We start from the raw sequence: 12,098 nt of genomic DNA, 5'->3' as shown, positions 1-12,098 counted from the left end.
AAAAATTCGAATTAATAAATATAAAAAAATAACAGTTTAACAATATATTCATTTTTTTATTACAATATTATTAAAAGGATTATTGCAAACTTTAAAAAAAAACTCTAATATTAGATTATCTTTGTTTACCGAAAAGGTGATATTATGATAGTTGGAAATATAGTAAAAGAAGTGCTTGCATATAAAAAAGGACAAATTCAGCAAAAGCTAAGTAGTCCACAAGCATTCGTTAGTAGTCGTTTTCAAGAGAAGTTGCAGAGTGAACCTGCGAAGGAGACGAAGGGTACTACGCAGCCGGCAAAGGTAGAGGATATGAGTCAGCCGGTACAATCTACGAAAATAGAAACGGTCGTAAATAAACCCGAACAATCTATTAATAACGTAGAGGAAGCGAGTAAGCCTGAAGAAAAGGCTGAAACGAAGAACGTAGATGAAGTGCAAGTCGCACAAAAAGAGTTTGAACGACGTTTCCCAGAAACGAAAAATGAGGCTGCTGATACGTGGGGATTAACGAAGAAGTATAATATTCAAAAAATACGTTCTTCCAATGAAGGGAAGTATGAGGATATTATAGATCGTGTAAGTCATACATACGGAATTCCGAAAACGTTAATTCAAAAAATGATTGAAGTAGAATCTGATTTTAATCCGAAAACGGTGTCACATGCAGGTGCGAAGGGTCTTATGCAGCTTATGCCAGCGAATGTGAAAGAGATGGGTATAAAAAATCCATTTTCACCAGCTGAAAGTATTGAGGGCGGCGTGAAAGAGTTAAGCGGTTATTTAAAGAAAAATAACGGCGATCTCGTACTAGCGCTTGCATCTTATAATGCAGGTCCTGGTAATGTGAGAAAGTACGGAGGCGTACCACCATTTAAAGAAACGCAAGGATATATTAAAAAAATATTAAATATCGACGTTTCAAAATAAGAAGTTTCATATATAGAGAGAACATGAAATTTTCGTGAACATGATATGGGAGTTGGCTAGATTTGAAATTACAAGATGATATTCCGTTAACAATTTATTTTGAAATCGGAAATACGAAAAAGAAAATTGAAGATTTGCTTCATATTACGAAAGGTACATTGTATCGTCTTGAAAATTCAACGAAAAATACGGTACGTCTTATGCTTGAGAATGAAGAGATTGGAACCGGAAAGATTTTGACGAAAAACGGGAAGATGTACGTTGAAATCGTTGAATTGAAAAGGTAGGGAAGGGGATTGTCATGAGTGGCGAAAAATTAAGCCAAGAGCAAATTGATGCCCTGCTGAAGGCGGTTAATGAAGGCGAGGAAATGCCAGCTTTCGCACAAGAAGCAGGAAAGCAAGAGAAATTTCAAGAGTATGATTTTAATAGACCGGAGAAGTTCGGTGTTGAGCATTTACGTAGCTTGCAAGCAATTGCTTCTACATTTGGTAAACAGACGTCACAGACGTTGTCAGCGCGTATGCGTATTCCGATTGAGTTAGAGCCTTCTACGGTTGAGCAAGTTCCGTTTACGAGTGAGTATGTGGAGAAAATGCCGAAAGATTATTATTTATATTGTGTTATTGATCTTGGCCTTCCAGAGCTTGGGGAAATTGTTATTGAGATTGATTTAGCATTCGTTATTTATATTCATGAATGTTGGCTTGGTGGAGATAGTAAGCGTAACTTTACGATGCGCAGACCACTTACCGCATTTGAGTTTTTAACACTTGATAATATATTTACGCTTCTTTGTAAAAATTTAGAGCAATCATTTGAAAGCGTTGTTGCGATTGAACCGAAATTTGTAACGACAGAGACAGATCCGAATGCATTAAAGATTACGACAGCAAGTGATATTATTTCATTATTAAACGTAAATATGAAAACGGATTTTTGGAATACGACGGTGCGTATCGGAATTCCATTCTTATCTGTTGAAGAGATTATGGATAAGTTAACATCTGAAAATATTGTTGAACATTCTTCAGATAAACGTAAAAAGTATACGTCTGAAGTGGAAGCGAAAGTAAATCAAGTGTACAAACCTGTTCACGTTGCAATTGGTGAGCAGAAGATGACAATGGGTGAGATTGAACAAATTGAAGAAGGCGATATAATTCCGCTCCATACGAAAGTTTCGGATGAATTACTTGGTTATGTAGATGGAAAGCATAAATTTAATTGTTTTATTGGAAAAGATGGAACGCGTAAGGCGCTCTTATTTAAAAGTTTTGTAGAGTAGGAGGATCCATATGAAGCATGAAGTATCTCCTGTGTCATTAATGGGATTAGAAGAATTTGCAGGAAAGCGAAATGAAGCAAGTAAAGCACATATTGATACTGTTTCAGATATTTCGATTGAACTTGGTGTAAAGCTTGGAAAGGCATCTATTACGCTCGGTGATGTGAAACAGTTAAAAGTGGGCGATGTTCTAGAAGTAGAGAAAAACTTAGGACATAAAGTAGATGTATATTTAAGTAATATGAAAGTCGGCATCGGGGAAGCGATCGTAATGGACGAGAAGTTCGGTATTATTATTTCTGAAATTGAAGCTGACAAGAAGCAAGCTGCGCTTATGAAAGCGCAAAGTCAAATGCAAGATAAAGAGTAGAGGAGGAGTCATATGTCGTATATGACGACCTTATTTCAAGTCGTGTTACTGTTTGGTGCGCTCGGCTACGGTGCATATTATATGACGAAAAAGACGCGCAAGCAGCAGTTTTTTAAACAAGGTGAAAATGGCCATATTCAAGTAAAAGACGGCGTGTATTTAAATCATCAAACGAGCGCCTTTTTATTTGAAGTGGATGGTAAGCAAGTGTTCACTGTTATTAGTAATAACGGTGTTCAATCTGTGCAATTAACAGGAACAGGAAATCAGTTTCAACAAGCGCTAGAAGACGCGGTGAAGAGTGAAACGAAAAAAGTAGAGGATCCATCATGAGAATAAAGAAACAGTTATCGTTATTAGCCGTTATTTTCGTATTTTCTATCGTTTTTTCAATTATTTTTGTAAATCCAGCGTATGCAGCCCAAAACGGTTTTATTAATTTCGAAAATGGAAAAGAGTTTACGAGTAACTCAAGTGTACAGTTATTTGCGCTCGTTACCCTTTTATCATTATCTTCATCTATCGTTCTATTATTTACACATTTTACTTATTTTATGATCGTTCTTGGGATTACACGTCAAGGACTCGGGGTAATGAATTTACCGCCGAACCAAGTGCTCGTTGGACTTGCCTTATTTTTATCACTCTTTACGATGCAGCCTGTTCTTGGGCAGCTAAAGAGCGATGTGTGGGATCCGATGACAAAAGAGAAAATAACAGTAAGTCAAGCTGCGGAAACGACAGCGCCGATTATGAAAGAGTATATGTCAAAGCATACGTATAAGCATGATTTAAAAATGATGCTGAAAGTGCGCGGAGAAGAGTTGCCGAAAGATTTAAAGGATCTATCCTTATTTACGCTCGTACCATCCTTTACGTTAACGCAAATTCAAAAGGGATTGTTAACAGGGATGTTCATTTATTTAGCGTTTGTATTTATAGATTTGATTATTAGTACACTGTTAATGTACCTCGGGATGATGATGGTACCGCCGATGATTTTAAGTTTACCATTTAAAATACTCGTTTTCGTATATTTAGGTGGATATACAAAAATCGTCGACATTATGTTTAAAACGGTCGCCTGAAGCGTTTGATGCTATGTGATAGGAGTCATATAAATGAATACGTCACCAATTATAGATATTTTTCAAACCTTTTTTTATAAAGGGGTTATGATTTTAATGCCGGTTGCCGGTGTTAGTATGATTGTCGTTATTATCATCGCTGTCATTATGGCGATGATGCAAATTCAAGAACAAACGCTAACGTTTTTACCGAAAATGGCGAGTATTGTACTCGTTATTATCATTTTAGGTCCGTGGATGTTTCAAGAGTTAACGACGCTTATTTTAGATTTATTTGATAAAATTCCATCGCTATTGCGTTCGTACTAAGATAGGGGAACTGAAATGAATATGGAATTATGGGCGGCGACGTTTTTTGCGTTTTGCCGCATTACTTCATTTTTATATTTTTTACCGTTTTTCTCAGGTCGATCCATTCCAGCGATGGCGAAGGTTACATTTGGACTTGCTCTTTCCATTACTGTTGCCGATCAAGTTGATGTCTCTCACATAAAAACAACTTGGGACGTTGCAGCTTATGCTGGTACGCAAATTGTAATTGGATTATCACTTTCAAAAATTGTAGAAATGCTGTGGAACATTCCGAAAATGGCCGGGCATATTTTAGACTTTGACATCGGTTTATCACAAGCAAGTTTGTTTGATGTAAACGCAGGTTCACAGTCTACTTTACTATCAACCATTTTTGATATATTTTTTCTCATTATTTTTATTTCACTTGGCGGCATTAATTATTTCGTTGCCACGATTTTAAAGTCGTTTCAATATACAGAGGCGATTTCAAAATTGCTGACGACTAGTTTTTTAGATAGTCTACTCGCAACGTTATTATTTGCGATTACATCAGCGGTTGAAATTGCTCTTCCGCTCATGGGAAGCTTATTCATCATTAACTTTGTTTTAATTTTAATCGCAAAAAACGCTCCGCAATTAAACGTTTTTATGAATGCGTATGTGATTAAAATTACATGTGGTATTTTGTTTATTGCGATGAGTGTACCGATGCTCGGTTATGTGTTTAAAAATATGACGGATGTATTGCTTGAGGAATATACGAAACTATTTAACTTTTTCTTAACGAAGTAGGGGGACGCTCATGGCAAAGGATAATAAAACAGAAAAGGCCACCCCGCAGAAGCGTAAGAAATCGCGTGAAGAAGGGAATATTGCCCGGAGTAAAGATTTAAATAATTTATTTTCCATACTTGTGTTAGCAGTTGTCGTTTACTTTTTCGGAGATTGGCTAGGGTTTGAGATTGCCAATTCCGTATCGGTGCTGTTTGATCAAATTGGAAAAAATACAGATTCGACCGAGTATTTTTATATGATGGGGATTTTACTATTAAAAGTATCAGCTCCGATATTAATACTCGTATACGCTTTTCATTTATTCAATTATATGATTCAAGTCGGTTTCTTATTTTCTTCTAAAGTCATTAAGCCGAAAGCGTCACGTATTAACCCAAAAAATTATTTTATGAGATTGTTTAGTCGTAAAAGTTTAGTAGATATTTTGAAATCACTGTTTTATATGGGATTAATCGGTTACGTCGCTTACGTTCTCTTTAAAAAGAATTTAGAGAAAATCGTGAGTATGATTGGATTTAACTGGACTGCGTCACTTACTGAAATTATAAGGCAAATTAAATTTATCTTTTTAGCTATTTTAATTATATTAATTGTTCTTTCTATTATTGATTTCATTTATCAAAAGTGGGAGTACGAACAAGATATTAAGATGAAAAAAGAAGAAGTAAAACAAGAGCATAAAGATAATGAAGGGGACCCGCAAGTAAAGGGGAAACGAAAAAACTTTATGCATGCCATATTGCAAGGAACAATTGCGAAGAAGATGGATGGTGCAACATTTATTGTAAACAACCCGACCCATATTTCGGTCGTACTCAGGTACAATAAACACGTTGATGCAGCACCAATTGTCGTTGCAAAAGGGGAAGATGAACTCGCATTATATATACGAACACTTGCCCGTGAACAAGAAATACCAATGGTGGAAAACCGTCCGCTTGCTCGTTCTTTATATTATCAAGTCGAGGAAGATGAGACGATTCCAGAAGATTTATACGTAGCTGTAATTGAAGTTATGCGCTATTTAATTCAAACGAACGAACTTGAAGTATAATAGCGCGTTTGGAGGAGATCTCTTTGTTTAAGATAGATTCTGCAAGAACCTATTTTTCTATCTTTTTAGCAGCGTCATTCGTAGTGGCGCTCTTAATTCCACTTCCCCCATTTATACTTGATATCATTATCGTTTTTCTACTAAGTATGTCAGTGCTTATTTATATGCGAGCGACAAGTATTAACGAGTGGGATGAATTAAAGTCATTTCCGACGATGTTGTTATTAATCGGGATTTTCCGCGTATCGATTAACGTATCGACGACGCGAGCGATTTTGACAAACGGAAATGCGGGTCATGTTATTGAAGAGTTCGGTCAATTCGTAATTGGCGGGAACTTATTAATTGGTATCGTTATTTTTACAGTATTAATCATATTCCAGTTTATCGTTGCAAATGGTGCATCTCGTACAGCTGAAGTTGCAGCTCGTTTTACACTTGATTCTTTACCAGGGAAACAAATGTCAATCGATGCTGATTTAAACCAGCGTATTATTACAGAAAAAGATGCACAAGCAAAACGAAAAAAATTAAATATGGAAACAGAGTTTTACGGGGCGATGGATGGTGCCGGGAAGTTCATTAAAGGGGACGTTATTTTCGGCATTGTCATTTTATTCGTAAACATTATTTTTGGCTTAATTGTCGGAATGATGCAGCAAGGAATGAGCTTTGGTGAAGCAGCCCTTCATTATACACAGTTAACAGTCGGTGACGGAATTGTAAACCAAATTGGTTCGTTAATGCTTGCGATTTCAACTGGTATTATCGTAACGCGTGTATTTGACGGTTCACCGGATACGGTAACGGAAGGAATCTTTAAAGAGTTATTAGCGCATGAAGTAGTTGTCTATGCGCTTGGTGGTTTATTTATTGCAATGGGTATTTTTACTCCGCTGCCGTTTCTACCGTTCGCACTCGTTGGTGGAACAATTATCTTCTTAGGAATTCGAAATAAAAACCGAATGAAGAAAGAAAAAGAAGATGAGCTTCAAAAAGAATTAGAAATGATTCAAGGCGAAGATGAGCAACTGCAACAAGTGGAAGATTCATTTGGCGTATTTACAGATAAATATCCAATTATTGTAGAACTCGGCTTAGATTTAGCAGCACTTGTAAAGCAGAAAATTAACGGGGAAACAGCTCGTGATAAAGTTGTTCTTATGAGGAAGTCGATTATTACCGACCTTGGTATTAACGTTCCTGGAATTAACTTTAAAGATAATACGAGTTTTAGACCACGCGGACGTTACATTATTCGTATTAAAGGTGCGAAGGCAGCTGAAGGTGTTTTAAAATCAGGTTACTTATTAGCACTGAAAACACCGAACGTAATGGCCGATTTAGATGCAGAACCAGCGAAAGATCCGATTTTCGGCGAGGATGGATATTGGATTTTAGAACATATGGTACAAGATGCACAAATGAAAGGCTATCAAGTATTAGAGCCACTTAGCATATTAATTACGCATTTAGATGTTGTCGTTAGACGTAATCTGCATGAGTTAATTCAGCGTCAACATGTAAAAGACTTAATTAACTCCCTTGAAAATGATAACGGCGTTTTATTAGAAGAGATTAAGAAGAAAGAAATCGACTTATCACTCGTTCAAAATGTTATTAAGCAATTGCTAAAAGAAGGTATTTCTATTCGTGATTTACCAACTATTATTGAAGGTATTATTGACGGAAAAGAAATTTATCAAAATCATGTTGACGGCGTAACGTCATTCGTCCGTGAATGTATTTCAAAAGTGATTTGTGAAAATGCGAAAAATCCTGACGGGAAAATATATGCGGCGCTCTTCTCAGATTCAATTGAGTTAGATGCAGACGTTGTGAACAATTCTTATCAAGGTTATTTATTAAACTGGGATTTAGATTTAGAAACGCGAGTCGTTGAGCAAGTACAGCGTGTCTTTAAACAAGCTCGTTTAATGGGAAGAGAACCAGTGTTATTAACGCGTAGAAAAGATTTCAGATTTGCGATTGTAAGACTTCTTGAGCGCTATCAAGTAGAAGCACAAGTGCTTTGTATTAGCGAATTAGCACCAGAAATTGTTGTAGATCAAATTGCCTATATTGAATAGTAGGGGGTGAAGTAATGGAAAGTACAGAAAAGAAAGAAGCGTTAATGCGAATAAAAGCAGCTTCGAAAAATGAATTGTATCGAAAGTTATTTGACCAATATGGTACAGATTATTATTACGTTGTAGATGAAAGTGTAAAGCGAAATATCCCGTTTTTTTGGAAAAAGAATTATGAAATGTTAGTTGCTTTTCCAGAGGATAAACAGGAAGAAGTGAACGAAGGCACAGCTCAATTTCATGAACAATTAATGGATGTTGTAAATGAGCCTTCAGAACAAATTGTGAAGGCGAACGGAATTCAATCGGTACTGCACAATTTAGAAAACGTGACGACTCCTATGTCGTACGCGGCGATGCAAACAGGAAATAGTGAAGAATGGGCAAGAAAGAAAGAGAAACTATTAAAGCTGTTTGAAAAAGGTATCGTCGTTGTGAAACAGACAGAAGAAACGAAAGTAACGAAAAAGCAAAAAGCTGTGAAAAAAGTCGTTCCTGTCAAAAAAGAAGAAGTAGTTGCAAAAAAAGAAAAGCAAGAATCTGTACCATTTATTATTCAAAAAGTAATTCGCATGCTAGAGCAAAACGATGTAGAACAATATTTCATTCATGCATATGCTGAAAAGTTAAAAGTGAAGTTTGAGAATGCAACGATGATTACAGAAGAAGAAGTAATCGAATATATATTGGAAGATATGAGCTCTCATTTCAATACGGAAAATGTATTTGAAAAAGAAGTACAAACAATTGCATTAATCGGTCCAACTGGTGTTGGAAAAACGACGACACTTGCGAAAATGGCGTGGCAGTTTCACGGTAAGAAAAAAACGGTTGGTTTCATTACGACCGACCATTCTCGCATTGGGACAGTTCAGCAACTGCAAGATTACGTAAAGACAATTGGATTTGAAGTAATCGCTGTGCGTGATGAAGCTGCAATGACAAGAGCGCTTACGTACTTTAAAGAAGAAGCGCGCGTCGATTATATTTTAATTGATACAGCTGGAAAAAATTATCGTGCGTCAGAAACAGTGGAAGAAATGATTGAAACGATGGGACAAGTAGAGCCGGATTATATTTGTTTAACGTTATCAGCTTCGATGAAAAGTAAAGATATGATCGAAATCATTACGAACTTTAAAGATATTCATATTGATGGTATCGTATTTACGAAATTTGATGAAACAGCAAGTAGTGGTGAATTGTTGAAAATTCCAGCGGTATCATCAGCTCCCATTGTATTAATGACAGACGGACAAGACGTAAAGAAAAACATACATATCGCTACAGCGGAACATTTAGCGAAACAAATGTTACAAACATCATAGAAAAGAGGTGAAGAATAAGGCAATTGTCTTATTCAATCGAGTATGAACGGTCTTTATATAGGTTCTATGGGCATGATGAATTACATGCAGCGCATTAATGTTCATTCGAATAACGTTGCAAATGCCCAAACGACAGGATTTAAAGCAGAAAATATGACTTCTAAAGTATTTGATGTACAAGACACATATCGCCGCGGTGACGGAGCTGTAACAAATATCGGTTCAGTCGATTACGCTGTAGTACCAGCCGCAACGCATGTGAACTTAGTACAAGGAAATATACAAATGACAAATAGTGCTACAGATTTCCTTTTAGATGACGGAACTGCTGGCACAGCTTCGTTTTTCGTTACATCTAAAAATAATGAAACGTTTTTAACGAGAGACGGTAGTTTTACATTAAATAGTGATCGTTATTTACAAACAACTTCAGGCGCTTTCGTAATGGGAGAGAATAATGAACGTATTCGTATTCCAGAAGGAGCAAAAGTAGCTGTACAAGCAGACGGTACGTTATATGATGCAGTGACACAAAACAATATTGCTCGCTTGCAAACAAAAACAGTAGGTGCAGAAGCGAATAATCGTCTAATACAAAGAGAGAACAAAAGCTTTACTCTAGCAGAAGGGAACATTGCTGATTTACCGAATGGAGTAGGGACAGTAAAAAATTATATGCTAGAAAATTCAAATGTAGATATGACGAAAGAGATGGCTGATCTTATGACGGATCAAAAAATGATTTCAGCGTCACAACGCGTTATGACTTCATTTGATAAAATTTATGAAAAAGAAGCGAATGAAATATTGAGATAAGGGACTTCCATTAGCGGAAGTCTTTTTCGTTTAAATTTCAGAATTATCAATTGACTTTATAGGTCTGTTTTTTTATATTAGTAGGTATACTAATAACTACTAACGTACATACATTGTTTTGAAATGAGAGTTATTTAGATTGTGAGGGGTACTCATGGATGAAATTATAAAAGAATTACAAAAGTTAGGTTTTTCCCAGTACGAATGTAAAGCGTATATTGGACTACTAAAACATTCCCCAGTAACTGGTTATGAAGTGAGTAAACAAACAGGAGTACCTCGTTCTATGATTTACGAGGTACTAGGTAAGTTAATGGATAAAGGAGCGGTACATATTGTACCTTCTGAACCAGTTAAATATGTACCAGTACCAGCTACCGAATTAATGAATCGAATGCGAAAAGACTTTGAGAAGTCCTTTGAATTTTTAGATGAGAAATTAAATGGTTTAGAACAAGAGCGACAAATAGATGTAATTTCGCATATTCGCTCAAATGATCGTGTTTTAAAAGAAATATGCAATATAATTAATAGAGCGAAGGAAGAGTTATGGATTTCTGTATGGGAAGATCAAGTGCATGAAATTGAGCCATACATTCATCAAAAGGAAGAGGAAGGTGTACATATATTTTCAATCTTATTTGGCGCTCCAGAAACAAAAATAGGCGCGACGTTTCACCATAATTATATGACGCCCCACGTTGTTGAAAAGAGAATGGGTGGTCATTTAACTGTAATCGCACGTGACGGAGAAGAAGTATTAATTGCGAACTTCTCAAATGATAGCACTTCATGGGCTGTTACAACGTATGACCCAGCTCTAGTTCTCGTTGCTACAGAGTATGTGCGGCACGATATTATGGTTGAAGAAATCACGCAGGAATTTGGAGCTGATAAGTTAGATACGTTATGGCGTGAAAACATAGATTTAGTTCATGTCGTAACAGGAAAACGAACTTTAGAAGGAATGGAGGATGATATGGATGAGTAAAGCTCAGGCACATGTAGCTTTGCAAAGCGATGATACATTTCAGCAAGGAGTAAAAGATTGTTTACCAACTGTATTTGGTTATTTAAGCATCGGTATAGCAGCCGGTGTAATTGCAAAAACAGCAGGTTTCTCCATTATTGAAATTGCGTTTATGTCCACTTTAATTTATGCAGGTTCTGCCCAATTTATATTAGCTGGTATGTATGCAGCTGGTGCACCTGCTTCTGCAATTATTTTCACCGTATTTTTTGTTAATTTACGTCATTTATTAATGAGTGCAGCACTTGCACCTTATTTTACGAAAATTCCTCTATTCAAAAACTTAATCATCGGTTCGCAAATTACAGATGAAACGTTCGGCGTTGCAGTGCAGCACGCGGCGCAAAAAGGATATTTAGGTGAAAGATGGATGATCGGGCTTAACGTAACAGCGTATTTAAATTGGATTCTTGCTACTATTATTGGCGGGCTATTTGGTGAGTGGATACCAGACCCACATACGTACGGAATGGATTATGCATTACCAGCAATGTTTATCGGATTATTTGTACTTCAGCTCATAAGTAGTAAACCGAAGCTAGCAATTCATCTTACAGTTGCAATTGTAGCGATTATAATTGCATACGTTGCACACTTATTTACGCCTGATAGTATAGCAGTTATTATAGCAACACTATTAGCTGCGACGATTGGAGTGGTAATTGAAAAATGGAAATGAGATTAGACGTATTATTACTTTTATTAGCAGCAGGTGCTGTCACACTCGTGCCACGTATTTTACCTCTACTCGTATTTAGTAAACTACAAATTCCAGACTGGGGTTTAAAATGGTTAAATTACATACCAATCGCGATATTAGCAGCACTTTTAGCGCAAGTTTTATTTATGCATGAGACGGTGCAGTGGGATTACCTTATCGCAGCAATTCCAACATTTCTTGTAGCAATATATACTCGTAGTTTATTAGGAACAGTATTAACGGGAGTGATTGTGATTATTTTGTTACGTTTCTTTTTCTAAAAAGGATTACGCTCATATAATAGCGAAAGGTGTAATA

The 12,098-nt window shown here is 36.4% G+C and carries 15 protein-coding genes; all 15 read left to right on the top strand.

What is annotated here, in order from left to right:
• The first annotated feature begins 144 nt into the window (after nt 1-144).
• The 15 genes from AC0NJG_RS07600 to AC0NJG_RS07530 all read left to right on the top strand — a co-directional run bounded on the left by AC0NJG_RS07600 (nt 145) and on the right by AC0NJG_RS07530 (nt 12,061).
• Entirely contained in the window at nt 145-930 is a 786-nt protein-coding gene (locus tag AC0NJG_RS07600; protein ID WP_270726161.1) for a lytic transglycosylase domain-containing protein, read from the top strand.
• 62 nt (nt 931-992) lie between these two features.
• Entirely contained in the window at nt 993-1,217 is a 225-nt protein-coding gene (locus AC0NJG_RS07595) for a flagellar motor switch protein FliN (RefSeq protein WP_000775712.1), read from the top strand.
• A gap of 14 nt (nt 1,218-1,231) precedes the next feature.
• Nucleotides 1,232-2,218 carry a flagellar motor switch protein FliM gene (gene fliM, locus AC0NJG_RS07590; RefSeq protein WP_074602232.1) on the top strand — a complete coding sequence of 329 codons (987 nt, stop codon included), beginning with the start codon at nt 1,232-1,234 and terminating at the stop codon, nt 2,216-2,218.
• Between the two features lie 10 nt (nt 2,219-2,228).
• The gene (fliN, locus tag AC0NJG_RS07585) at nt 2,229-2,588 is read left to right on the top strand and encodes a flagellar motor switch protein FliN (RefSeq protein WP_000680021.1); all 360 of its coding nucleotides are present in this window, start codon (nt 2,229-2,231) and stop codon (nt 2,586-2,588) included.
• A 12-nt stretch (nt 2,589-2,600) separates the two neighbouring features.
• Nucleotides 2,601-2,921 (top strand): hypothetical protein, encoded by a 321-nt coding sequence (locus AC0NJG_RS07580; RefSeq protein ID WP_000121176.1) that lies wholly within the window; start codon nt 2,601-2,603, stop codon nt 2,919-2,921.
• Nucleotides 2,918-3,676: a flagellar type III secretion system pore protein FliP gene (locus AC0NJG_RS07575; protein WP_001220586.1), complete on the top strand. Its 759-nt coding sequence runs from the start codon at nt 2,918-2,920 to the stop codon at nt 3,674-3,676. Before AC0NJG_RS07580 ends, AC0NJG_RS07575 begins: the two co-directional genes overlap by 4 nt.
• A 33-nt stretch (nt 3,677-3,709) precedes the next feature.
• Nucleotides 3,710-3,985 carry a flagellar biosynthetic protein FliQ gene (locus AC0NJG_RS07570; RefSeq protein WP_001098085.1) on the top strand — a complete coding sequence of 92 codons (276 nt, stop codon included), beginning with the start codon at nt 3,710-3,712 and terminating at the stop codon, nt 3,983-3,985.
• 15 nt (nt 3,986-4,000) lie between these two features.
• Nucleotides 4,001-4,762 carry a flagellar biosynthetic protein FliR gene (locus tag AC0NJG_RS07565; RefSeq protein WP_001055694.1) on the top strand — a complete coding sequence of 254 codons (762 nt, stop codon included), beginning with the start codon at nt 4,001-4,003 and terminating at the stop codon, nt 4,760-4,762.
• A gap of 10 nt (nt 4,763-4,772) precedes the next feature.
• Nucleotides 4,773-5,819, top strand: a complete 1,047-nt coding sequence (gene flhB, locus AC0NJG_RS07560; RefSeq protein ID WP_474062958.1) for a flagellar type III secretion system protein FlhB — start codon at nt 4,773-4,775, stop codon at nt 5,817-5,819.
• Between the two features lie 23 nt (nt 5,820-5,842).
• The gene (flhA, locus tag AC0NJG_RS07555) at nt 5,843-7,909 is read left to right on the top strand and encodes a flagellar biosynthesis protein FlhA (RefSeq protein WP_250669751.1); all 2,067 of its coding nucleotides are present in this window, start codon (nt 5,843-5,845) and stop codon (nt 7,907-7,909) included.
• A 14-nt stretch (nt 7,910-7,923) separates the two neighbouring features.
• A complete protein-coding gene (flhF, locus tag AC0NJG_RS07550; protein WP_087994367.1) occupies nt 7,924-9,234 on the top strand; it encodes a flagellar biosynthesis protein FlhF in 1,311 nt (436 codons plus the stop codon).
• Nucleotides 9,235-9,276: 42 nt separating this feature from the next.
• On the top strand, nt 9,277-10,050 hold the full coding sequence (locus tag AC0NJG_RS07545) for a flagellar basal-body rod protein FlgG (RefSeq protein WP_087953059.1): 774 nt from the start codon (nt 9,277-9,279) through the stop codon (nt 10,048-10,050).
• Nucleotides 10,051-10,204: 154 nt separating this feature from the next.
• Nucleotides 10,205-11,041, top strand: a complete 837-nt coding sequence (locus tag AC0NJG_RS07540) for a TrmB family transcriptional regulator (RefSeq protein WP_143880995.1) — start codon at nt 10,205-10,207, stop codon at nt 11,039-11,041.
• Nucleotides 11,034-11,759, top strand: coding sequence for an AzlC family ABC transporter permease (locus tag AC0NJG_RS07535; protein WP_143880996.1), 726 nt, complete (start codon nt 11,034-11,036; stop codon nt 11,757-11,759). Before AC0NJG_RS07540 ends, AC0NJG_RS07535 begins: the two co-directional genes overlap by 8 nt.
• Nucleotides 11,750-12,061 (top strand): AzlD domain-containing protein, encoded by a 312-nt coding sequence (locus AC0NJG_RS07530; protein ID WP_000425945.1) that lies wholly within the window; start codon nt 11,750-11,752, stop codon nt 12,059-12,061. Before AC0NJG_RS07535 ends, AC0NJG_RS07530 begins: the two co-directional genes overlap by 10 nt.
• Nucleotides 12,062-12,098: the final 37 nt, after the last annotated feature.

Source organism: Bacillus sp. SSR7 (genome assembly GCF_055902415.1).
The sequence above is the reverse complement of the archived record's forward strand: the minus strand, read 5'-3'. Positions and strand labels throughout refer to the sequence as shown.

What these genes read in the sequence shown, in the direction of transcription:
- AC0NJG_RS07600 (WP_270726161.1), top strand. Translation starts at nt 145, where the DNA reads ATGATAGTTGGAAATATAGTAAAAGAAGTGCTTGCATATAAAAAAGGA.
- fliM (WP_074602232.1), top strand. Translation starts at nt 1,232, where the DNA reads ATGAGTGGCGAAAAATTAAGCCAAGAGCAAATTGATGCCCTGCTGAAG.
- fliN (WP_000680021.1), top strand. Translation starts at nt 2,229, where the DNA reads ATGAAGCATGAAGTATCTCCTGTGTCATTAATGGGATTAGAAGAATTT.
- AC0NJG_RS07580 (WP_000121176.1), top strand. Translation starts at nt 2,601, where the DNA reads ATGTCGTATATGACGACCTTATTTCAAGTCGTGTTACTGTTTGGTGCG.
- AC0NJG_RS07575 (WP_001220586.1), top strand. Translation starts at nt 2,918, where the DNA reads ATGAGAATAAAGAAACAGTTATCGTTATTAGCCGTTATTTTCGTATTT.
- AC0NJG_RS07570 (WP_001098085.1), top strand. Translation starts at nt 3,710, where the DNA reads ATGAATACGTCACCAATTATAGATATTTTTCAAACCTTTTTTTATAAA.
- AC0NJG_RS07565 (WP_001055694.1), top strand. Translation starts at nt 4,001, where the DNA reads ATGAATATGGAATTATGGGCGGCGACGTTTTTTGCGTTTTGCCGCATT.
- flhB (WP_474062958.1), top strand. Translation starts at nt 4,773, where the DNA reads ATGGCAAAGGATAATAAAACAGAAAAGGCCACCCCGCAGAAGCGTAAG.
- flhF (WP_087994367.1), top strand. Translation starts at nt 7,924, where the DNA reads ATGGAAAGTACAGAAAAGAAAGAAGCGTTAATGCGAATAAAAGCAGCT.
- AC0NJG_RS07545 (WP_087953059.1), top strand. Translation starts at nt 9,277, where the DNA reads ATGAACGGTCTTTATATAGGTTCTATGGGCATGATGAATTACATGCAG.
- AC0NJG_RS07540 (WP_143880995.1), top strand. Translation starts at nt 10,205, where the DNA reads ATGGATGAAATTATAAAAGAATTACAAAAGTTAGGTTTTTCCCAGTAC.
- AC0NJG_RS07535 (WP_143880996.1), top strand. Translation starts at nt 11,034, where the DNA reads ATGAGTAAAGCTCAGGCACATGTAGCTTTGCAAAGCGATGATACATTT.
- AC0NJG_RS07530 (WP_000425945.1), top strand. Translation starts at nt 11,750, where the DNA reads ATGGAAATGAGATTAGACGTATTATTACTTTTATTAGCAGCAGGTGCT.